Consider the following 20509-nt stretch of genomic DNA (forward strand, 5'->3'; position numbering starts at 1 on the left):
TGGGCTCGCGCAGGGCTGGGCTCGCGCAGGGCTGGGCCCGCGCAAGGCTGGACTCGCCGCGCGGCGAGCCCAGCCCCCTGGGGGTCAGGACCCCGACGTGACCCTCACCGGCGCGGTTCCCGCCGCGCTGTGCCGGGCCGACCAGTTCTCCAGCGCGGTCCGGCAGGCGTGGTCCAGGTGGTGCAGGCCGGAGAGGTCCAGCTCGACGGGCCGGTCCTGCGGCAGCGCCTCCAGGCTGTCGAGGATCTTCGGCAGCCGCAGGAAGGTCGCGTTGCCCGACAGATACGCCTGGACGGGCCCGGCCCCCTTGTCTATGACGTCGAGGCGCACATGCGAGGCCTCCCACGCCGTCTTGGCGACCGCGAGCGCGAGCCCGATCAGCACGCCCTCGAACATGCTCACGGCGACGATGGACACGGCGGTGACGACGAGGATCAGCGCCTCGCCCCGGTGCTCACGCCACAGCGACGCGATCTCGCGCAGCGGAATCAGCTTCCACCCCGCGTGCACCAGGATGCCCGCGAGCGCGGGTAGCGGAATGACACCGAGCGCGGCGGGCAGCAGCGCCGCGAACAGCAGCAGCCACACGCCGTGCAGCACCCGGGACGCCTTCGTCCGCGCGCCCGCCTGGACGTTCGCCGCGCTGCGTACGATCACGGCGGTCATCGGCAGTGCGCCGAGCAGCCCGCAGACCGCGTTGCCCGCGCCCTGCGCCATCAGCTCCTTGTCGTACTCGGTCCGCGGCCCGTCGTGCAGCCGGTCCACGGCCGCCGCGCTGAACAGCGACTCGGCGGAGGCGATCAGGGTGAACGCGAGGACCGTGCCGAGCACGCCGACGCTCGCCAGCTCACCGAAGGCGTCGAGGGTGGGCAGCTGGATCGAGCCGACCAGCCCCCGCACCTCGACCTTGGCCACCGGCAGCCCGAACGCCCACACGGTGAGAGTGGCCAGCGCGACCGCGCCGAGCGCCCCCGGCACCGTACGCACCCGGCGCGGCAGCCGCCGCCACAGGACGAGCACGGCGACAGTGCCCGCGCCGAGCCCGACCGAGGCCAGTGCCTCGGTGCTGCGGGCCGTGTCGACGAGCGCCTCCGGCAGCCCGGCGAGCTTGTCGAGTCCGGACGCCGGTGCCTTGAGGCCCGCCATCGAGTAGAGCTGGCCCGCGATCAGCACCAGCCCGATCCCGGCCAGCATGCCCTCGACGACGGCCACCGAGATCGCCCGGAAGTAGCGCCCCAACTTCAGGGCGCCCATGAGGAGTTGAAGTGCACCCGTGGCGAGTACGACGACTCCGAGGACGGCGAGCCCGTACTCCCGTACCGCCTCGAAGACCAGCACGGTCAGCCCGGCGGCGGGTCCCGACACTTGGAGACTGCTGCCGCGCATCAGCCCGGTGACGAGACCGCCCACGATGCCGGTGACCAGGCCGAGTTCGGCCGGTACCCCGGAGGCGACGGCGACACCCACGCACAGCGGCAGAGCGACCAGGAACACGACGATCGACGCGGCGAAGTCCTGCCGCAGGGAAGGGAGTTTCATCGCGCGGCTCACAGTGCCTCGAAGCGGTCGGTGTCCGGCCTGTGCTCCCGCACGGCACCGGTGTGCACCTCGTAGTACCAGCCGTGCAGGCGTAGCCGACCGGCTGTCAGGGCCCGTTCCACGCAGGGGTATGCGCGGAGCCGGAGCAGCTGCGCGAGGACGTGGTTCTGCACCGCGTCGGCGACGGCCGGGTCGTCGTCCGGCGCGTCCGACGGGGGCTCGGCCTGGGCGAGCCAGTCGCGTACGGCGGGTACGGCGGTCAGGTCCTCGCCGCGCACCAGCGCGCCGACGGCGCCGCAGTGCGAGTGGCCGCAGACCACGATCTCGGAGACCCCGAGTACCTCCACCGCGTACTCGACGGTGGCGGCCTCGGCGGTCGGCCGCCCGGGGACGTACGGCGGGACGATGTTGCCCGCGGTGCGCAGCTCGAAGAGCTCGCCGGGACGGGCGCCGGTGATCAGTGCGGGGACGACCCGGGAGTCCGAGCAGGTGATGAACAGGGCCTGCGGCGACTGGCCCCGGGCCAGTTCGGCGAACTGCTCGGGGCGCTGTCCGTGCGCGCGGGCATGATCGATGAGGGGCTGCATGTGTCAGTTCCTCCTGGCGCGCCTCGATGGCGCGTCGGCTTACTAGAACGGAGCGTGGGGGGAAGCGCTCGGCTCAGCAGCGGAAGACCTGAAGTACCGCGGGGGAATGGGCGGTTGAGGATCTCGACGTGGGGTGGTGCGAGACGGTGGGCGGGGCCGACGGGTACGAGGCCGCGGGGTCGCTCTCCAGCAGGGCGCGCGAGGGTGCCTCGGGTACGAGGTCCTCGTCACGGATCCGCTGACGGGCACCCAGCGGTGGCGCCACCTTCTGCGGGTGCTCGGCCTCGCCGCAGGAGACGACCTCGCCCCTGTGCGCGGTCGCGAACGCCTCGGTGGGAGCGAAGAGTTGCAGGCTCATCAGGACGGCGGCGAGTACCAGGAACAGGGTCCGGGCCGTCGTACCTCGGATCATGCGCCCCCTCCCGGCTGCTCACCCGCGTCAACAGTCAGCGTCAACACCTACGTTAACGCGGCGAGTTGTTTGCAGGGTTAACTCAACGTTTCGTCGTGAAGAGAGCCCGAAACGGGAGGGGTGCGTGGCGCGAATCAGCCCTCGACGAGCCGCTCAGCCCTCCACGAGCCGCTTCGCGTCCCGGGCCAGCGCCGTGAGCCGGGATATCGCGCGGAAGTACTTCTTGCGGTAGCCGCCGTTCAGCATCTCCTCGCTGAACAGCTGGTCGAAGGGCATCCCGGAGGCGAGGACCGGCACTTCGCGGTCGTAGAGCCGGTCGGCGAGCACGACGAGCCGCAGCGCCGTCGACTGGTCCGGAATCGGCTGGACATCGGTGAGGCAGACGGCCTTGAGCCCGTCGGTCAGGGCGCCGTACCGGCTGGGGTGGACCCGTGCGAGGTGGTCGAGCAGGTGCGGGAAGTCGTCGAGCGACGCTCCGTCCGTGGCGTACGCCGCCTTCGTGACCTGTTCCTCGGAGAACGGCGCCGGGGCCTCGGGCAGCCCGCGGTGGCGGTAGTCCTCGCCGTCGATGCGCAGCGGGCGGAAGTGCGCGGACAGGCCCTGGATCTCGCGCAGGAAGTCGGCCGACGCGAACCGGCCCTCGCCCAGCTTGCCCGGCAGTGTGTTCGAGGTGGCCGCAAGCGCGACGCCCGCGTCGACCAGCTTGCCGAGCAGCGTCGAGACGAGGACGGTGTCGCCCGGGTCGTCCAGCTCGAACTCGTCGATGCACAGGAGCCGGTGTCCGGAGAGCGTCTGCACGGTCTTCTGGAAGCCGAGCGCGCCGACCAGGTTCGTCAGCTCCACGAAGGTGCCGAACGCCTTGAGCGCGGGCTCGGCCGGGGTCGCGTGCCACAGGGAGGCCAGCAGGTGGGTCTTGCCGACGCCGTAGCCGCCGTCGAGGTAGACGCCGCGGGGGCCGGCCGGGGTCTTCTTCGGGGCCTTGCCGAAGCCGAACAGCTTCCGCTTGCCACCCCCGACGGCGTGCGCCCCGCCGAGCCCGCCCGCGAAGCCGCTGAGGACGCCTACGGCCTCGGTCTGGCTGGGCTGGTTCGGGTCCGGGATGTACGTGGCGAAGCGGACCGAGTCGAAGCGCGGCGGCGGCACCATCTCGGCGACCAGTCGGTCGGCGGGGACGTGCGGCTCGCGGGCGCACAGGGACAGGGGGACCGCTTCGGCTATCGGGTCGATCCCGGAGGCGGTGGTGGAGGACGACACGGTTCCCCACTCTAAGGGCCGTGCCACACTGCACGACATGCGACGCCTGTTCCCTGTGACGTACGAAACAGCAGCCCAGGCCTCGGGTGGGGCCCCGGAAACGCCCGGTACGGAGGTGACGGACCGCGCGAGGGAGCTCCAGGACCGCGAGTGGGGGCTCCGGGAGCTGGCGGAGGCGTACGCCTACCCCGACGTCCGTGAGCCCTGGCTGCGCGCCAACATGGTGTCCACGCTCGACGGCGCGGGGCAGCACGACGGGCGGTCCCAGCCCATCTCCAGCGCCACCGACATGCGCGTCTTCGGGGTGCTGAGGGCCCTCGCTGACGTCGTGGTCGTCGGCGCGGAAACGGTGCGCCAGGAGGGTTATCGCCCGGCACGCGCGCGTGCGGAGTTCGCGGAGCTCCGGGAGGCGGCCGGACAGGGCCCCGCCCCCGCCATCGCCGTGGTGACCGCGAGCCTGGACCTCGACTTCTCGCTTCCGCTGTTCACCTCGCCCCTGGTGCCCACGCTGGTGCTGACGGGGGCCGCGGCGGCCCCCGACCGGATCGCGGCCGCCGAGAAGGCGGGCGCCCAGGTGGTGATCGCCGGGGACGGCATGGGTGTGGACCCCGCCCGCGTCGTACGGGCTCTCGGCGACCTCGGTCTGACCCGGCTGCTGACCGAGGGCGGGCCCCGTCTGCTGGGCCAGCTGGTCGCGGCCGGAGTGCTCGACGAGCTCTGCCTGACCGTCTCCCCGATGCTGACCGCGGGAGAGGCGCAGCGCATCGCCGGAGGGCCCTCGGTGGCGGTCCCGAAGCGGTTCGAACTCGTGTCCCTGCTGGAGGAGGCCGGGTTCCTGTACACCCGATACCGTCGGTCCTGACAAGTCGGCGGAAATACACCATTCCGTTTATCTTGCGCCGGGCACACTAAATCTCGCAGCCCCCGTGCGGTCACGGGGCAGGATGGTTTCCGCAGGGGCCTGGGAACGGCCCACGGAGGAGAAGGACGCCTGTCGTGTTCACAAGCGTATTGATGATCGAGAAGGCCCTGACGTCCGCCGACGTGGAGTTCGTCACCACCTTGCACGGCGACGAGGCGGTCGCCTTCCACGTGCTGCTCCAGCCCCGTGGCGACCAGGCGGACCGGCTGCTGCGGGCCATCGACGACGTCGCGCTCGGCGAGCTGGACGAGGCGGCCCGCGAGGGTGAGACGCCGGAGGGCGAGGCGGCGGCCGGGCAGGGCCGGCAAGCCCTCGAGGTGTCGCTGCTGGCCCTGCGCGCGTCCGGCAGCCAGGCCGAGGGCCGGCTCATCGAGGACCACCCGCTGGACGCGCTGAAGGCCCTGGTCGACGAGATCGACGCCGACGAGGTCATCGTGCTGACCGACCCGCACTACGTGGAGGAGTTCTTCCACCGCGACTGGGCCTCCCGGGCCCGCCACAAGGTGGGCGTGCCGGTGCTGAAACTGTTCTCGCACAGCAAGGCGTAGTCGCTGCCGCTGTGGCTTGGCCGTGGAGCGCCGTGGAGCGCCGTGGGGGCTGGTGGGTTTCGTCGGGTACGGGTTGTGTGGGGTTGCTCGCGGCCGCGCAATGTCACAGCCCCGCGCCCCTTGCGGGGCGCAGTGACCGTACGCAATGCGCGCCCATTACGGGGCGCCTATTGCGTACGCAATAGGCTGGGGGGTGCGTGCTTTCACTCGGGCGCGCTCATCGTCGTACGGATCTTGGGAGAAACGCGCATGGCACCCGGCCTTCCTACCGCCATGGACCGACCGCACTTCATCGGCATTGGCGGCGCCGGAATGTCGGGCATCGCGAAGATCCTCGCGCAGCGCGGGGCCAAGGTGGCCGGCAGCGACGCCAAGGAGTCCGCGACCGCCGAGGCGCTGCGCGCGCTGGGCGCGACGGTGCACATCGGCCACGCGGCCGACCACCTCGCCGCCGACGCCACCTGTGTCGTGGTCTCCTCCGCGATCCGCGCCGACAACCCGGAGCTCGCCCGCGCCGCGGAACTCGGCATCCCGGTGGTCCACCGCTCGGACGCCCTCGCCCGCCTGATGGACGGCCTGCGCCCGATCGCGGTCGCGGGCACCCACGGCAAGACGACGACGACGTCGATGCTGGCGGTGTCGCTGAGCACCCTGGGCCTGAACCCCTCCTACGCGATCGGCGGCGACCTCGACGCCCCCGGCTCGAACGCCCTGCACGGCGAGGGCGACATCTTCGTCGCCGAGGCCGACGAATCGGACCGCAGCTTCCACAAGTACGCGCCCGAGGTGGCGATCGTGCTGAACGTGGAACTGGACCACCACGCCAACTACGCGTCCATGGACGAGATCTATGAGTCCTTCGAGACGTTCGTGGGCAAGATCGTGCCCGGCGGCACGCTGGTGATCACGGCGGACCACGAGGGCGCGCGCGAACTGACACGGCGGCTGTCGGGCGACGTACGCGTGGTGACGTACGGCGACTCGGCGGACGCGGACGTCCGTGTCCTCGCTGTCGTCCCCCACGGCCTCACGAGCGAGGTCACGGTCGAGCTGGACGGCGCGCCGCTCACCTTCACGGTCTCCGTCCCCGGCCGCCACTACGCGCACAACGCGGTGGCGGCGCTCGCGGCGGGCGTGGCGCTGGGCATCCCGGCGGCCGAGCTGGCCCCCGCGCTCGCCTCCTACACGGGCGTCAAGCGCCGCCTTCAGCTGAAGGGCGAGGAGGCCGGCGTCCAGGTCGTCGACTCCTACGCGCACCACCCGACGGAGATGACGGCCGACCTGGAGGCCATGCGCGCGGGCGCCTCCGGCCGCATCCTGGTGGTCTTCCAGCCGCACCTGTTCTCCCGGACCCAGGAGCTGGGCAAGGAGATGGGCGAGGCCCTGTCCCTGGCGGACGCCTCGATCGTCCTGGACATCTACCCGGCCCGCGAGGACCCGATCCCGGGCATCACGAGCGAGCTGATCATCCAGGCGGCGCGCGCGGCCGGCGCGGATGTGACGCCGGTCCACGACAAGGCGGACGTCCCCTCCGTCGTCGCGGGAATGGCCAAGCCCGGTGATCTGGTTCTCACCATGGGCGCGGGCGACGTCACGGACCTCGGCCCCGAGATCCTGACCCGCCTGTCGAAGTAGCCGTACCTTTCGTGAGGGGTTGAGCTTCATGTCGTACGACATCGAAAAGCCGGACGAGCAGTGGCGCGCGGAGCTGACCCCGGCCGAGTACACCGTCCTGCGCCGGGCCGGCACGGAACCGGCGTTCACCGGCCAGTACACCGACACCAAGACCAAGGGTGTCTACTCCTGCCGGGCCTGCGGCGCCGAACTCTTCACGTCCACCGAGAAGTTCGAGTCGCACTGCGGATGGCCGTCCTTCTACGACCCGAAGGACACCGACGCGGTCGAGCTGATCCAGGACCGGTCGCACGGGATGGTGCGGACGGAGGTGCGGTGTGCGCGGTGCGGGTCGCATCTTGGGCATGTGTTCGAGGGGGAGGGGTATTCCACCCCCACTGACCAGCGGTACTGCATCAACAGCATCTCGCTGCGGCTGACGCCGGACGAGGGCTGAGAAGGCGGGGAGCTTCGTCGCGCTGAGCGGCGGGCTCACAGCACCTTGCGGTGCACGAGGGCCGAGAGTACGAGCACGCCGGGCAGCAGGGGCAGCCAGACCGTCAGGACGCGGTAGCCGATGACGGTCGCTGTCGCCAGGCCCATCGGCGTGCCGTACGCGACCAGGGTGAACACCAGCGCCGCGTCCACGGGGCCGATCCCGCCCGGCGCGGGCACGGCCCCGACCGCGGTGCTGGCGGCGAGGAACGCGAAGACCACCTGCGCCCAGGACAGCGGCAGACCGAGCGAGGCCCCGACCGAGGCGATGACGCTCGCCTGGAGCACCGGGGCGAGGGCCGCCCCGCCCCAGAGAGCGAGGACGCGGTGGGGCCGGGTGTGCAGCAGTCGCGCGTCGGTCAGGGCAGTGCGGACGACGTCGAGGGCGGGGCGACGCAGCGGACGTACCACCATCAGGAGCAGGGTGGCCGCGGCGAGACCGGTCGCCACGCTCCCGACGGCCAGGAGCAACGTCCATCCGTCCGGGGCGAGTTGACCGAGCCGCAGCGTGTCCGGGAAGGCGACGAGGAAGACGAGGAGCATCAGCGTCTTCGCGAGCGGCTTGACCAGCGAGTACAGGGCCAGCGAGGCGGTGGCCCGCGCGAGGGGTATGCCACGCCGCTGCAGGAAGCGCAGGGTGACGGCATGGGCGCCGATGCTCGCCGGAAGCACGTGGTTCGCGGCGCCGGCGGCGAACTGTGATGCGAGGAGCAGCCCCGGCGGAAGCCGTTCCAGCAGAGCACCCTGCCGGACGCACGCGGCGGCCACCCAGCCCAGACAGGTGAAGAACACTGCGGCCAGCAGCCACCAGGGGTCGGCGGAGGCCAGCCGGGCGGCGCCGTCGTGCACGGCGCGCCAGTCGACCGCCGCCCACACCCCGATCAGCAGGAGCGGGAGCACGCTGAGCGTCCGACGGGCGAGGCGTGCGGCGAAAGGGGAGCGGACGGGGGCGGGGAACGGTTTTCCGGGGAGATCGTCGAGCGGGAGCAGGGACACGGCGCACGCCGTCCTTCCGCGTCACGCCCGCGCGGCGCGGGGCGGACGGTTGCAAGGCGAGGCAGGAGAGAGGGGACGACGGAAACCTTCCCGTCCGGTGTGACGCGGTGGTGTCCGGGAGCCGACGGGGTGCGGAATACGACGGTGAGCGAAGCCGCCGACGCGCTGCTGATGCGGCCGAACAACGTCAGCGTCCTGGTCTCCCAACTCGCCGAGCAGAGGCTGCTGGAGCGTCGGCGGGACGCCGGTGACAAGCGGATCGCCCGGCTGTATCCGACCTCCAGGGCCCGCCGGGAACTGGCCGAGGTTCAGCGTCTTGAGGGCGCCCACATCGCCCGCGCCCTGCAGCACCTCACCGAAGGCGAGCGGGGTGCTCTGGGCTCGGCCGCCGACGCACTGATGTCGCTGACGCGGCACCTGCACCCGGCGCCCGCGGCCGAGTAGACCCGAGACCCCACGGGGTCCGTCGACCGCGCGCACGGCTGTCTCTCCGTGCCCGCGGGCTCTTCGCATGCCTGGGTTCGCATGCCTGGGTTCGTATGCCTGGGTCCGTATGCCTGGGTCCGTATGCCCGGGTTCGCATGCAGCGCGTTCTTCGCCCTCGTTCCCGTTTCCTTTCCCGTCATGCCGTCCACCCCCGTGGATCACTCCTCCCTGCCCGCTTCATCCCCGCCGGAGGCAGAGCGGCCGGCACAGGCCAGACGTTCCAACCCCTGGCTGACCCTCATCGCGGTCGCCTTCGGTCTCTTCATGGTCCAGCTCGACGCCTCCGTCGTGGCGATCGCCAACCCCGAGATCGGCCGTGCCCTCAAGGCGTCCACCGCGGACCTGCAGTGGGTGACCAACGCCTACCTGCTCGCCCTGGCGGCCTCCCTCATCCTGGGCGGCAAGCTCGGCGACCGCTTCGGGCGGCGCACCTACTACATGGCCGGCGTCCTCGGGTTCACCCTGGCCTCGGTCGCCATCGGCCTGTCGGACTCGGTCGGCGGCGTCATCGTCTTCCGGGCGGCGCAGGGCTTCTTCGGAGGCCTGCTGATGCCCAACACCCTGGGCCTGCTGCGCGCCGCGTTCCCGCCGCGCAAGTTCGGCATGGCCGTGGGCATCTGGGCCATGGTCTCGGCGGTGTCGACGGCACTCGGGCCGATCGTCGGCGGCCTGCTGGTCGAGAACGTCTCCTGGGAGTCCGTGTTCTACATCAACGCCCCCGTCGGAGTGATCGCGCTGCTGGTCAGCGCCGCCGTGCTGCCGCAGAGCAAGAACTCCACCGGCCACCACCGCTTCGACGTCCCCGGTGTCGTCCTGCTGGCGCTGGCTCTGCTGTGTGTGGTCTTCGGCGTCGTCAAGGGCGAGACCTGGGGCTGGTCCTCGGCCGGCACGCTGGGGTGCGTCGGCGCCGGCCTTCTGGTCCTGGCCGTCTTCGGCTGGTACGAGACCCGGGTGGAGCACCCGCTGCTGCCCATGCGGCTGTTCCGCAGCCGCGCGCTGACCACCGGCACCGTCATCACCGCGCTGAACTTCTTTGTGATGCTCGGCGTGATCTTCTTCGTGATGCTCTACCTGCAGAACGTACGCGGCTTCACCCCCGTCGAGGCCGGTGTGCGCACGCTGCCCCTCAGTCTCGCCTCCCTGGTGGCTTCCCCTCTGGGAGCGGCGCTGACCGCGCGCTTCGGGCCCCGGTTCTCCATGCCTCTGGGCATGCTGCTCCAGGCCGCGGCCGCCTTCGGCATGCTCGCCTGGGACACCGACTCCTCCTACGCCACGATGTGGCCGCCGTTCGTCGCGCTCGGCCTCGGCGTCGGCATGGTCCTGTCCGCCTCCTCCGCCGCCGTCGTCGGCCAGGCCCCCGTCGAAGACGGCGGCGTGGCAGGCGGTCTGCAGGCCACCGCCCTGCAGATCGGCGGCGCGCTGGGAACGTCCGTACTCATCTCGGTGATCAGCGGCAGGGTCGGCTCGGCGCTCACCGGGGAACTGACCGGGGCGGGCGTCCCGGCGGGTGTGGCAGGAGGGTTCCAGGAGGCCAGGGACGCGGTGGCGATGGGGCTCGCCCCGGTGTCACCGGACATGTCGGTCCAGCTCAGGGCCGCGGTTGTGGAGGGCAGCGGCCGGGCGTTCATGAACGGCGTGCACACCGCCGTGGTGGTCACCGGAGTCCTCTGCCTGCTCGGAGCCGTCATCGCGGCGGCCGGTCTGCGGCGCACCTCGACGGCCGTGCAGCACTGAGCTTCGGCGACGGTGCCCCGCCCTCCGGCGGGGCACCCTCCGCGCTCCGTTCCGCCGCCCCACCGGTCAGCGGGGCGGCTCCGGTCAGCGACGATGTGGATCAGGCGAGGCCGCCGGTACGGGGTGGGCGTTCGTTGGTGAGGGTCTTGACTCGTCGGAGCGTGAGGACGATCTCCGCTGTGCGGACGTTGCTCAGGGCGCCGATCTTCTCGCTCAGGAAGTTGTAGAGGTCATCGGTGGTGCGGCAGAGCACTGAGATGACGAGATTGGTCCGCCCGGTCACTGCCGCGGCGAAACGTACTTCGGGGTGGGCTGCTACTGCCCGTCCCGCCTCAGCCACAGCGTGCGGAGCGACGGTCAGCCAGCACAGCGCTTCGACCCCGTGTCCAAGGGGCTCGTGATCGTATTCGACGGCGAGATACCGCCCGTGGCACGCAGCCGCCCCAGCCGCCCTTTGACTTGTGCCAGTGCGGAGGCCAGTTGTGTCGCTGTGTCGTGGGTGCAGCCGAGCCGGACGATCCAGCTGGTCCGGCCCAGGCGGCTGTCGTCGGTCATACCGGTCACCCGCAGGCGTGCCGTGGTGCGCAGCCGCCGGAACCGGCGCGCGATGGTCTGGTCGGAGACGCCCAGCACATGGGCGATCCGGCTGAAGGGCGCCCGCCCGTCGAGTTCCAGCGCCTGCAGCAGCTTCAGGTCGAGCGCATCGAGCATTGGGGGCGCCACAAGGTTCTCCTGCATGAGCCGAAGGGGCACAGCGCGCCGTCCGGCGACGTGGATGGGCGGTGTCATCGTAAGGGCCGCGGGCAGCCCGGCCCACAACACCTCGACAGGCCGCATCGATCCTCACCGCGGGCCTGTTCGGTGATGTGCAGGGGGCAATAAGGGCCAGGGCAAACACGGTGCCGGCCCGTACTCAGCCGTCATCACCTTACTCGAAACGTCAAGGAATGCTCCCGTGCAGTGCTGCGAACTGCGGTTGATTGCATGCGCCCCACACCTGGGTCATATCTATCCTGCGGGCCAGTCGGCGTATGCCGCATTGAGGTAATCCGACATCGGCGTCCGAAAAATTCTGGATTTCCATCGCGCAACCCCTTCCATCCGGGCCTTCAACGGGCAAATGGCCAGGTCAAGACCACTCTCGTGCGTGACTGAATCCGGCTGGCCGGCAACATCCGAAGGGCTGACGCCGACCTTTGCTCCCCTCGTACCCGCCGATCTCAGGTGAAAAGGAATTGATGTAGCCACTGTTTCCGAGAGAGCACTTTCTCGGATTGGGCAAGTGCATGGGGGTGCAAGTTAACTGTGCGTTTCCAACCGGTTCCCACACCGCGAGATGGTCACTAAGTTCGCCTCGCATCAGGCCTCGTGCACTCCTGCGTCGGGGTCAAGCGGACAAACAAGGTGGTTGAAGTGAGCCGAGGCAGTGTTCTCATCGTCGGCGGCGGGATCGGTGGACTGTCCACCGCCATCGCGCTGCGGAACGCGGGGTATGACGTCAACGTCGTGGAGATCCAGGAGGACCTCCACTCGTCGGTCTACGGCGTGGGGATCATCCAGCCGGTGAACGCGCTGCGGGCGCTGGATGCAATCGGCTGCGCCGAGGCATGCATGGAGGTCGGGTACTCGACCACCGCCTGGGGGCAGATGCTCGACGTGGACGGCAACCTGATCCGCGAGATGCCCGGAGCAAGGGTCCCTGGGTCCGACCTGCCGCCCATGAACGGCCTCACCCGGCCGCAGCTGCACAAAATCCTGACCGACAAGGCCCTCGAGGTCGGCGTCACCATCGAATACAACAAGACCTTCACCACGCTCACCGACGGGCTCAAGGGCGTCGAGGTCACCTACACCGACGGCGCCGCGAACGTCGTGGATTTCGTCGTCGGTGCCGACGGCGTCTACTCCAAGGTCCGCCCCTACGTCCTGGCCGAGGACCTCAAGCCGGTCTATCTCGGTCAGTCGGCCTTCCGGCTCAACATCCCCCGGGAACCGGAGATCGACCGGATCATCCTGCAACACGGCCCGGAGGGCTTGGCAGGGTTCGTGCCCATTGGTCCAGACCTGGCCTACATCTTCTACAACACCACGTGGGAAGAGGGCCGTTGGCTGGACCAGGACAAGATGGCCGATGAGCTGCGGGAGCGCCTCGCCCCGTTCGGCGGCCTGACCGGGCGGGTCCGCGACAAGTACGTCAACGACCCCTCCCAGATCGTGTTCCGGCCCGAGGAATGGCTGATCGCGCCGGCGCCGTGGCACAACGGCCGGATCGTGCTGATCGGCGACGCCGTCCACGCCGTCACCCCGCACCTGGGCCAGGGAGCGGCCCAGGCGATCGAAGACGGTGTCGTGCTCGCCGAATGCCTGTCCTCCCACAGCAGCCATGACGAGGCGTTGACCGCGTACAGCGAGCGACGCTACGAGCGCTGCAAGCTCATCGTGGAGTCCTCGGTCGCGATCGGCGAATACGAGATGGATCCGGCCGGCCACCCGGACTTCGACCACGCCGGCCTGACTCAGCACGTCCTGGAGACGATGGTCCAGCCGATCTGATTCCTGTGCGGGTCCTGATCACTCCGGCAGGTCTCCGTCGGCGTCCGCCTGCGGCCTGTTGCTGCCACGCATGCGTTCGAAGAAGGCCAAGTCCGCGCAGCACTGATGTCCTGACGGGGCGACCGTCACCTCACCTGCAGTCAAAGGCGGTACACCATGAGATTCCCCGCCCGTTTTCGCCAAGCTCTGGCCGCTGTGGTGGCCGTCGGCACGACAGTGGTGCTGAGCGGCTGTAGTGCCGGCTCCCGTGACGGGAGCGACGGCTCCGTCATCCTCGGGTTCGTCAACGGCGACACCAGCGAGTTCGCCACATGCCTGCAAAAGGCCGTCGAACAGACGGCGAAAGCGGAAGGGGCAGAGCTCTATACGGCCAACTCCCAGCAGGACCCCGGCAAGGAGCTGTCCAACGTCGAGGACATGATGTCCCGCAACGTCGATGCGCTGGTCGTGCAGACCGTCAACGTCGACGCGCTCGAAGGCGACATCTCCAAGGCCAAGGCTGCGAACGTACCCATCTTCCTGACGTCGGTCGCCACCGACGACGTCTCCGACATCCTCGGCGCAGCCGTCGTCGACCTCGAAAAGCTCGGCGCCCTGGACGCCGACTGGATTGCGAAGGACGCCGATGGACAGCAGGTGAAGGTGGGCGTCGTAGCAGGTTCGCCCGGAGCCGCCTCCGACCTGATGGTTTCCGGCTTCACCCGAGCCCTGCCCGAAAACGCGAAGGTGGTGGCGAACCAGCCCGGGATGTTCAACCCCGTCAAGGCGCAGGACGTTGCCGAGAACATGATCCAGGCCCACCCCGACCTGGACTACGCCTTCGTCGCCAACGAGGAAATGGCCTTCGCGGTGCGCAAGACCTTTGACGCGGCCGGCGCCAAGGACATCAAGATCGTGACCGAGAACGGTACCGACAAGGGGCTGGCCGCCATCAAGGACGGGCGGTTCTCCGCCACCGTGGCCAATTCACCGCAGGTGATCGGCGAGACGGCGGTGACGAACACTCTTGCCCTGCTCGACGGCAAGAAAAAAGTCAGTAAGACCGCCAAAATCCCTCTCGCCTTGATCACCAAGGACAATCTGGACGAAGCCCCACGGTACTGCCCCGCGTAGCTTCCGCCGAAGCGGCTCCAAACTGCGCGGGGGACCCTCACCCGAAGCACTCGACGCATGGCGGCATGGGGTCATCTACCAGGCATTGTCGAGGAGTTGGGTGAGCGCGCCGATCTCCGGCGGACGGGGGTTCGGGTAGGGCTGAGCGGTGACCCGCCCGGCGCTGGCGCGCAGGCCGTCGCGTGGAACTCCCAGCGCTCCGAGCGTGGTCGGCCCGTCGTGACTGCGGGCGAGTCGGCCGACCACCCGCGCGTCGTGATGATCCCGGTCTTCACACCCTTGCGCTCGATGAGCGCGTTGGTCGCCACCGTGGTGCCGAGGCCGAAGTGGTGGATCCGGTCGGAACTGGACGCCGGGCCGTTGGGGCGCGGAGCGCGAGCAGTGGATCGACGTGCCGGCGGAGAGCTGGGTGGGGCTGCTCAGCGGCGGAAGGGGACGGGCGTGAGCGGTCGGTCCACGCCCGGGATCAGTACGTCAGGGCCAGATCCGCCTCCAGGCCACGCGCCGCCGCGTTGAGGGTCGCGACCAGCGACTGAAGGCGCGCCGGGTCGTAGCGCACGCCGGGCATGGACACCGACAGGCCCGCCTGTGCGGTGCCGTCCTTGCCGCGCACCAGGACTCCCACGGCGACGAGCCCGCGTTCGGAGCGTTCCTGGTTCACGGCGAACCCGCTGCGGCGCATGCGCGCGAGTTCTTTGCGCAGCGGCGCGAGGTCCGGACGGTCCCCGGGGCGGTCGCGGTAGCGCTCGGGGGCGTACACGTCGTCCAGCTCGGGCTCGGTGAGTTCGGCGAGGAGCAGCAGGCCGGCGGTGGTGCGGTGGGCGGGGAAGACCATTCCCTCCCGGGAGCCGACGCGCAGCGCCTGCGCGCACTCGACGCTGGCGATGAACCGGGCCGTGTCACCCGTACGAATGATCAGGCTCGCGGTCTCGCCCAGGACATCGACCAGCCTGCGCAGGTGGGGGAGGGCAGCGGCCCGCAACAGGGACACCTCTGACTGGGAGTGCGCGGCGAGTTCGAGTACCGGACCCGCGCGGTAGATCCGGTTCTCGTCCTGCACCGCGAAGTCCCGGTAGACGAGCATCGCCAGCAGCCGGTGTGCGGTCGATCGGGCCACGCCGAGCCGTTCGGCGACCTGCGCGACGGTCAGCCCGCCCTCCAGCTGCAACATGGTCGCCGCCCTGAGGGCGTGGTCGACGCTGGCGATCGCGTACGGCGGCGGTGTCTTGAACGGCTTGTCCATCAGGCCATCAGTGCTCCTCATTCTGCCCTCCAGAATCTACATGTCTTCCTGGCAGACGCGACGCACGCTGAGCGCTGTGACTCCCTCAATCGCTACAGACATCGCCAAGGGTTCCACCGACACCGCTACGGGCTCCCCCGTCCGGCTGCGGGCCGTTTCGGCGGAGGGCCAACCCGAGGTCACCCCGGCGCTCGAGGAGCTGTACCGGGGCTTCGAGCAGGAGCTGCTCGTGCCGCTGTGGACCGAGATCGGCGGCCTGATGCCCGCCCATCCGCACTCGCAGGCCGTGCCGCATCTGTGGCGCTGGGAGCAGCTGAGGGCGCTGGCGGCACAGGCCGGGGAAATCGTCCCGGTCGGCCGTGGCGGTGAGCGCCGCGCCATCGCTCTGGCCAACCCCGGACTGGGCGGCCGGCCGTTCGCCACGCCGACGCTGTGGGCCGCCATCCAGTACCTCATGCCGGGGGAGGACGCCCCGGAGCACCGGCACACCCAGCACGCGTTCCGGTTCGTCGTCGAGGGCGAGGGCGTGTGGACGGTCGTCGGCGGTGACCCGGTGGCGATGCGACGCGGTGACTTCCTCCCGCAGGCGGGGTGGAACTGGCACGCCCACCACAACGCCACCGCCGAGCCGATGGCGTGGATCGACGGCCTCGACATCCCGTTCCAGTACGTCACCGAGACCCAGTTCTTCGAGTTCGGCCGCGACGCGATCAGCGACGCCGAGCGGATCACCCCGGAGCGGTCGCGCGCCGAGCGTCTCTGGGGCCACCCGGGGCTGCGGCCAGTCTCGGCCGGCACGACGGCCCCCGGCTCACCCCTGCCGGCGTACCGCTGGGAGCACACCGACCGGGCGCTGGCCGACCAACTCGCCGTCGAGGCGGAGGGGTTCGGCGGCACCGTCGAGCCCGGCCACGCGGCCGTCCGGTTCACCGACCCGGCGACCGGCGCCGACGCACTGCCCACCATCCGGGCCGAGATGCACCGCGTCGTGCGCGGCGCCGAGACCGCGCCGGTACGCGAGACGGGTTCGTCGGTCTACCAGGTCTTCGACGGCTCCGGCACCGTCACCGTCGGCGACACCTCGTGGTCCGTGACGCGCGGCGACCTGTTCGTCGTCCCGTCCTGGCAGCCGTTCTCCGTCCGCTCCGAGGCCGGTGCCACCGACTCCGACTCCGGCGCCCTCGACCTGTTCCGCTTCAGCGACTCTCCGGTCTTCGAAGCACTCAAGCTCAACCGCACCCATGTGGAAGGAACCACCCGATGAAGCTCGCCACCATCAGGATCAACGGCACGACCAGGGCCGTGAAGCTCGACGGCGACGTCCTGGTCGACCTCGGATTCCCCGACGTGGGCGCTCTCCTGAGCCAGGACAGCTGGGCCGAGCTGGCCGCGTCGGCGACCGCGGCGACCGCGGCGACGTATGCGGCGGCGGACGCCGAGTTCGCACCCGTGGTGCCCACCCCGTCGAAGGTGGTGTGCGTCGGGCTCAACTACCGCAACCACATCCAGGAGATGGGCCGGGACCTGCCCGAACACCCCACTCTGTTCGCCAAGTTCGCCGACGCGCTCATCGGTGCAGGCGACGACATCGTCCGGCCGGACGAGACGGACCAGTTCGACTGGGAGGTCGAGCTCGCGGTGGTCGTCGGCAAGCGCGTGCGCCGCGCCCGGGGGACGGAGGCCGAGCAGGCGATCGCCGGGTTCACCGTCCTGAACGACATCACCTGCCGGGACTGGCAGTTCCGCACCCGCGAGTGGCTCCAGGGCAAGACATGGGACTCCAGCACCCCGGTCGGCCCGTACCTGGTGACCCCCGACGAACTGCCGGGCGGCGTCCGCCCCGCCCTCGACGTCCGCCTGCTCGTCGACGGCGAGGTCATGCAGTCCGACACCACCGCGGACCTGCTTTTCGACCCGGTCGCCCTGGTCGAGTACGTCTCGACGATCACGCGCCTCAACCCGGGCGACATCATCGCCACCGGCACTCCCGGCGGGGTCGGCCACGCGCGCAAGCCGCAGCGCTTCCTCGTGGGCGGCGAGACGGTCGTCGCGGAGATCGACGGCATCGGGCGTCTGGAGAACCGGGTCGCCAAGGAGAAGTCCGCCTGATGTCCGGCGTGATGCCCCGATCGATGCCGCGCACCTTCGATGACGCCCGCCGCTGGGCGCGGCTCGGCACCGCTCTGTTCCTCAAGGCTGCGGGCGACGACGGACTCGACGCGCCGAGCGGGATGCCCGGCTGGACCCGCAAGCACGTGGTCGCCCACGTCGCGGCCAACGCCGACGCCCTCGGCAACCTCGTCCACTGGGCCGCCACCGGCGAGCGGACACCGATGTACTCCTCGCCCGGGGAGCGTGCCGCCGGCATCGAGCACGGCGGCCGACTGCCGGCCGCCGAACTGACGGCGTGGCTGCGGCTCTCCGCGGACACCCTCGAATCGGCGATGGCCTCGCTCAGCGACGAGCAGTGGCAGGCGCCGGTCGTGACCGCGCAGGGCAGGACGGTGCCCGCGACCGAGCTGCCGTGGATGCGGTCCCGCGAGGTGTGCGTCCACGCGATCGATCTGGCGACGGGGTTGTCCTTCGCCGACCTGCCGACCGACTTCCTCGCCGCACTCTGCGACGACGTGATCGGCAAGCGCGGCGGCGGCCCCGGTCCGGCGCTGGTCCTGCGGGCGGCGGACACGGGTGCCCTCTGGGAGCTCCCCGGCGAGGGCGAGGCGGTCGAACTCGCCGGTCCACTGCACGAGATCACGGCCTACCTCACCGGACGGGACAGCGACCTCATGACCGTCCACCGCGAACCCGCACCGACTCTGGCCGCCTGGCTCTGACACGATCGACTCAAGGAAGAGACGATGAACCCAGCAACACCCTCCACCGGCGGCAAGCCCGACGTGATCATCGTCGGTGGCGGCATCGGTGGCCTCAGCACCGCGTTCGCCCTCATCCACGAGGGCCTGCGCGTACGCGTCCTCGAACGGGCCAAGGAGTTCGGCGAGGTCGGCGCCGGCATTCAGCTCGCGCTCAACTGCACCCGCATCCTCGACGAGTACGGCCTGCTCGACGAGGCGAAGAGCCTGGGCGTGCTCCCGGAGAACATGGTGATGCGCGACGCGCTCGACGCCCGCGAGCTCACCCGGATCGACCTGGGGGATCTGGAACGCCGGTACGGCTACCCGTACATGGTCATCCACCGCAGCGACCTGCACGGCATGTTCCTGCGTGCCTGCCGGCAAGCCGGCGTGGACCTGCTGACCGACCAGAAGGTCGTCGACTACGAGAACACCGCCACCGGGGCCCGGGTCCGCATGGAGGACGGCGGGGTCCACGAAGCCGGTCTCGTCATCGCCGCCGACGGCTTGCACTCGGTGGCCCGGCGGAAGCTCGTCGGCGACGACGTCGTCAGCTCCCGCTACGTCGCCTACCGCGCAGCCGTCCCGACCGAGCAGGTACGGACGAACGGCGTCGCGGAGAAGGACGTCGTCCTCTACGTCGGGCCGCACTGCCACTTCGTCCAGTACTCGCTCCGCGGCGGCGAGATGTTCAACCAGGTCGCCGTGTTCGAGTCCCCGAAGGCACGGGCCGGGCAGGAGGACTGGGGCACGCCCGACGAGCTCGACGCCGCCTTCGAAGGCACCTGCGACTCCGTGCGCCTCGGCATCCCGCTGATGTGGCGGGACCGCTGGTGGCAGATGCTCGACCGCGACCCGATCTCGACGTGGGTGTACGGCCGTATCGCCCTGCTCGGCGACGCCGCGCATCCGCCGCTGCAGTACATGGCGCAGGGCGCGATCATGGCGATCGAGGACGGCTGGGTGCTCGCGAAGCACATCGCCCGGCAGATCGCCGCCGTCGAGGGCGACACCCCGCCGGACTGGGACGCCGCCCTGGCCGCGTACGAGGCGGTCCGCGTCGAGCACTGCCGGCGGGTGCTGACGACGGCGCGCGCGTGGGGCGAGCTGTGGCATCTCGACGGAGATGATCGGCTGCGGCGCAACGCGATCATGCGCGGGCGGGACACGTACGACTACGGCTTCACCGACTGGGTGTACGGCCCCACGGCGCTGACCCCGGACGAGGAGCCCGCCATGTTCACTCCCATTCCGCTGGCTTCGGCCCCGGCGGAGAACAGCATGGACGGTGCGGCGCTGGTGGGAGGCCGCGGCTGACGGCCGATGCCTTCCTGTACGCGGCCACCCGGACGCCGTTCGGCCGTTTCAACGGCTCGTTGGCCGGTGTCCGTCCCGACGACCTGGCCGCCACCGCCCATTCGGGGGTGCTGGCCAAGGCCCCCGACCTCGACCCGGCCGCGATCGGCGACGTGGTGTGGGGCAACGCGAACGGCGCGGGTGAGGACAACCGGAACGTGGGCCGGATGGCGGTGTTGCTGGCCGGACTCCCGGTGAGCGTGCCCGCCACGACGGTGAACCGGCTGTGCGGGTCGAGCCTGGACGCGGCGATCACCGCGTCGCGCGCACTCGAATCCGGTGACGCCGACGTCGTCGTTGCGGGCGGCGTCGAGTCGATGACCCGTGCTCCGTGGGTGCTGCCCAAGCCGGACCGCGCGTTCCCGGCGGGCCATGTGACGGCCGTGTCAACGACGCTGGGCTGGCGGCTGGTCAACCCGGCGATGCCGTCCGAGTGGACCGTGTCGCTCGGCCTCGCGAACGGGCACACCGGTGCCCCCGATGCCGTCCCCGCCGTCGGCGGCGCGATGGACCTGGCGATCGGCGCCAAGCAGGTCTACGTGATGATGACGCTGTTCACCCGGGACAACACCCCCAAGCTCGTCCCCAGTTGCACATACCCGCTCACCGGAACGGCCTGCGTCGCCCGCGTCTACACGGACCACGGCGTCTTCGCCACCGGCCCCGACGGGGTCCGCGTACTGGAGACGTACGGCATCACGCTCGCCGATCTCCGCGAGCGTCTGGACGTCCTGCTGCTCGGCTGAGCCGGTCGCGGCGACGGCCGGCACCGCCGCCGGAGTGGATCAAAAGGTACCCATCT

At 70.5% G+C, this 20509-nt stretch carries 21 protein-coding genes and 1 pseudogene; 13 read left to right on the top strand and 9 right to left on the bottom strand.

Annotation, left to right across the window (positions count from 1 at the left end):
• Window positions 1–84: 84 nt before the first annotated feature.
• The 4 genes from ACZ4WS_RS21795 to zapE form a co-directional block, all read right to left on the bottom strand.
• Window positions 85–1539 carry a SulP family inorganic anion transporter gene (locus tag ACZ4WS_RS21795; protein ID WP_467982665.1) on the bottom strand — a complete coding sequence of 485 codons (1455 nt, stop codon included), beginning with the start codon at window positions 1537–1539 and terminating at the stop codon, window positions 85–87.
• Between the two features lie 8 nt (window positions 1540–1547).
• Window positions 1548–2126 (bottom strand): carbonic anhydrase, encoded by a 579-nt coding sequence (locus tag ACZ4WS_RS21800; RefSeq protein WP_467982667.1) that lies wholly within the window; start codon window positions 2124–2126, stop codon window positions 1548–1550.
• Window positions 2127–2199: 73 nt separating this feature from the next.
• Window positions 2200–2538 carry a hypothetical protein gene (locus ACZ4WS_RS21805; protein ID WP_467982669.1) on the bottom strand — a complete coding sequence of 113 codons (339 nt, stop codon included), beginning with the start codon at window positions 2536–2538 and terminating at the stop codon, window positions 2200–2202.
• 153 nt (window positions 2539–2691) lie between these two features.
• On the bottom strand, window positions 2692–3831 hold the full coding sequence (zapE, locus tag ACZ4WS_RS21810; RefSeq protein WP_467982671.1) for a cell division protein ZapE: 1140 nt from the start codon (window positions 3829–3831) through the stop codon (window positions 2692–2694).
• Between zapE and ACZ4WS_RS21815 the strand changes: the two genes are divergently transcribed.
• The 4 genes from ACZ4WS_RS21815 (at window position 3830) to msrB (ending at window position 7333) form a co-directional block, all read left to right on the top strand.
• Window positions 3830–4654 (top strand): pyrimidine reductase family protein, encoded by an 825-nt coding sequence (locus ACZ4WS_RS21815; RefSeq protein WP_467982673.1) that lies wholly within the window; start codon window positions 3830–3832, stop codon window positions 4652–4654. The two genes, zapE and ACZ4WS_RS21815, sit on opposite strands and share 2 nt — an antisense overlap.
• A 134-nt stretch (window positions 4655–4788) precedes the next feature.
• The gene (locus tag ACZ4WS_RS21820) at window positions 4789–5262 is read left to right on the top strand and encodes an indole-3-glycerol phosphate synthase (protein WP_467982674.1); all 474 of its coding nucleotides are present in this window, start codon (window positions 4789–4791) and stop codon (window positions 5260–5262) included.
• Window positions 5263–5511: 249 nt separating this feature from the next.
• A complete protein-coding gene (gene murC / locus ACZ4WS_RS21825) occupies window positions 5512–6897 on the top strand; it encodes a UDP-N-acetylmuramate--L-alanine ligase (protein ID WP_467982676.1) in 1386 nt (461 codons plus the stop codon).
• 28 nt (window positions 6898–6925) lie between these two features.
• Window positions 6926–7333, top strand: coding sequence for a peptide-methionine (R)-S-oxide reductase MsrB (msrB, locus tag ACZ4WS_RS21830; protein ID WP_467982678.1), 408 nt, complete (start codon window positions 6926–6928; stop codon window positions 7331–7333).
• A 35-nt stretch (window positions 7334–7368) separates the two neighbouring features.
• On the opposite strand, the gene ACZ4WS_RS21835 is transcribed toward msrB, so the two are convergent.
• Entirely contained in the window at window positions 7369–8367 is a 999-nt protein-coding gene (locus tag ACZ4WS_RS21835; protein ID WP_467982680.1) for a lysylphosphatidylglycerol synthase transmembrane domain-containing protein, read from the bottom strand.
• Window positions 8368–8508: 141 nt separating this feature from the next.
• Between ACZ4WS_RS21835 and ACZ4WS_RS21840 the strand changes: the two are divergent.
• Together ACZ4WS_RS21840 and ACZ4WS_RS21845 are read left to right on the top strand one after the other, a co-directional pair.
• Window positions 8509–8811: pseudogene (locus ACZ4WS_RS21840) on the top strand (MarR family winged helix-turn-helix transcriptional regulator); the annotation flags it as partial.
• Between the two features lie 180 nt (window positions 8812–8991).
• A complete protein-coding gene (locus tag ACZ4WS_RS21845; RefSeq protein WP_467982683.1) occupies window positions 8992–10587 on the top strand; it encodes an MFS transporter in 1596 nt (531 codons plus the stop codon).
• Between the two features lie 100 nt (window positions 10588–10687).
• Here the strand turns inward: ACZ4WS_RS21845 and ACZ4WS_RS21850 are convergent, their stop codons facing one another.
• Entirely contained in the window at window positions 10688–10927 is a 240-nt protein-coding gene (locus ACZ4WS_RS21850) for an Lrp/AsnC ligand binding domain-containing protein (RefSeq protein ID WP_467982685.1), read from the bottom strand.
• A 17-nt stretch (window positions 10928–10944) separates the two neighbouring features.
• A complete protein-coding gene (locus ACZ4WS_RS21855) occupies window positions 10945–11325 on the bottom strand; it encodes an AsnC family protein (protein WP_467982687.1) in 381 nt (126 codons plus the stop codon).
• Between the two features lie 675 nt (window positions 11326–12000).
• Between ACZ4WS_RS21855 and ACZ4WS_RS21860 the strand changes: the two genes are divergently transcribed.
• Window positions 12001–13140: an FAD-dependent monooxygenase gene (locus tag ACZ4WS_RS21860; RefSeq protein ID WP_467982689.1), complete on the top strand. Its 1140-nt coding sequence runs from the start codon at window positions 12001–12003 to the stop codon at window positions 13138–13140.
• 156 nt (window positions 13141–13296) lie between these two features.
• Window positions 13297–14253, top strand: coding sequence for a sugar ABC transporter substrate-binding protein (locus ACZ4WS_RS21865; protein WP_467982691.1), 957 nt, complete (start codon window positions 13297–13299; stop codon window positions 14251–14253).
• 75 nt (window positions 14254–14328) lie between these two features.
• On the opposite strand, the gene ACZ4WS_RS21870 is transcribed toward ACZ4WS_RS21865, so the two are convergent.
• Together ACZ4WS_RS21870 and ACZ4WS_RS21875 are read right to left on the bottom strand one after the other, a co-directional pair.
• Window positions 14329–14499, bottom strand: a complete 171-nt coding sequence (locus ACZ4WS_RS21870; protein WP_467982785.1) for a hypothetical protein — start codon at window positions 14497–14499, stop codon at window positions 14329–14331.
• A 220-nt stretch (window positions 14500–14719) separates the two neighbouring features.
• Window positions 14720–15496, bottom strand: a complete 777-nt coding sequence (locus ACZ4WS_RS21875) for an IclR family transcriptional regulator (protein WP_467982774.1) — start codon at window positions 15494–15496, stop codon at window positions 14720–14722.
• A gap of 100 nt (window positions 15497–15596) precedes the next feature.
• Here ACZ4WS_RS21875 and ACZ4WS_RS21880 point away from each other — a divergent pair, with 100 nt between their 5' ends.
• From ACZ4WS_RS21880 to ACZ4WS_RS21900, 5 genes are read left to right on the top strand one after another with little or no spacing between them, the layout of a single operon-like run.
• On the top strand, window positions 15597–16760 hold the full coding sequence (locus ACZ4WS_RS21880; RefSeq protein ID WP_467982776.1) for a cupin domain-containing protein: 1164 nt from the start codon (window positions 15597–15599) through the stop codon (window positions 16758–16760).
• The gene (locus tag ACZ4WS_RS21885; RefSeq protein WP_467982693.1) at window positions 16757–17605 is read left to right on the top strand and encodes a fumarylacetoacetate hydrolase family protein; all 849 of its coding nucleotides are present in this window, start codon (window positions 16757–16759) and stop codon (window positions 17603–17605) included. The genes ACZ4WS_RS21880 and ACZ4WS_RS21885 overlap by 4 nt, the downstream gene beginning before the upstream one ends.
• Window positions 17605–18330: a maleylpyruvate isomerase family mycothiol-dependent enzyme gene (locus ACZ4WS_RS21890; RefSeq protein ID WP_467982695.1), complete on the top strand. Its 726-nt coding sequence runs from the start codon at window positions 17605–17607 to the stop codon at window positions 18328–18330. Before ACZ4WS_RS21885 ends, ACZ4WS_RS21890 begins: the two co-directional genes overlap by 1 nt.
• 24 nt (window positions 18331–18354) lie before the next feature.
• A complete protein-coding gene (locus ACZ4WS_RS21895) occupies window positions 18355–19668 on the top strand; it encodes an FAD-dependent oxidoreductase (protein ID WP_467982696.1) in 1314 nt (437 codons plus the stop codon).
• Window positions 19665–20453, top strand: a complete 789-nt coding sequence (locus tag ACZ4WS_RS21900) for a thiolase family protein (protein ID WP_467982778.1) — start codon at window positions 19665–19667, stop codon at window positions 20451–20453. Before ACZ4WS_RS21895 ends, ACZ4WS_RS21900 begins: the two co-directional genes overlap by 4 nt.
• Window positions 20454–20509 lie beyond the last annotated feature (56 nt).

It is taken from the genome of Streptomyces sp. NPDC029292, from assembly GCF_055569295.1.

Excerpts from the sequence above, each read along its gene's own strand:
- ACZ4WS_RS21885 (WP_467982693.1), top strand. The coding sequence starts at position 16,757 with ATGAAGCTCGCCACCATCAGGATCAACGGCACGACCAGGGCCGTGAAG.
- ACZ4WS_RS21800 (WP_467982667.1), bottom strand. The coding sequence starts at position 2,126 with ATGCAGCCCCTCATCGATCATGCCCGCGCGCACGGACAGCGCCCCGAG.
- msrB (WP_467982678.1), top strand. The coding sequence starts at position 6,926 with ATGTCGTACGACATCGAAAAGCCGGACGAGCAGTGGCGCGCGGAGCTG.
- ACZ4WS_RS21875 (WP_467982774.1), bottom strand. The coding sequence starts at position 15,496 with ATGGACAAGCCGTTCAAGACACCGCCGCCGTACGCGATCGCCAGCGTC.
- ACZ4WS_RS21890 (WP_467982695.1), top strand. The coding sequence starts at position 17,605 with ATGTCCGGCGTGATGCCCCGATCGATGCCGCGCACCTTCGATGACGCC.
- ACZ4WS_RS21845 (WP_467982683.1), top strand. The coding sequence starts at position 8,992 with ATGCCGTCCACCCCCGTGGATCACTCCTCCCTGCCCGCTTCATCCCCG.
- ACZ4WS_RS21805 (WP_467982669.1), bottom strand. The coding sequence starts at position 2,538 with ATGATCCGAGGTACGACGGCCCGGACCCTGTTCCTGGTACTCGCCGCC.
- murC (WP_467982676.1), top strand. The coding sequence starts at position 5,512 with ATGGCACCCGGCCTTCCTACCGCCATGGACCGACCGCACTTCATCGGC.
- ACZ4WS_RS21895 (WP_467982696.1), top strand. The coding sequence starts at position 18,355 with ATGAACCCAGCAACACCCTCCACCGGCGGCAAGCCCGACGTGATCATC.
- ACZ4WS_RS21795 (WP_467982665.1), bottom strand. The coding sequence starts at position 1,539 with ATGAAACTCCCTTCCCTGCGGCAGGACTTCGCCGCGTCGATCGTCGTG.
- ACZ4WS_RS21865 (WP_467982691.1), top strand. The coding sequence starts at position 13,297 with ATGAGATTCCCCGCCCGTTTTCGCCAAGCTCTGGCCGCTGTGGTGGCC.
- ACZ4WS_RS21855 (WP_467982687.1), bottom strand. The coding sequence starts at position 11,325 with ATGCAGGAGAACCTTGTGGCGCCCCCAATGCTCGATGCGCTCGACCTG.
- zapE (WP_467982671.1), bottom strand. The coding sequence starts at position 3,831 with ATGTCGTGCAGTGTGGCACGGCCCTTAGAGTGGGGAACCGTGTCGTCC.
- ACZ4WS_RS21815 (WP_467982673.1), top strand. The coding sequence starts at position 3,830 with ATGCGACGCCTGTTCCCTGTGACGTACGAAACAGCAGCCCAGGCCTCG.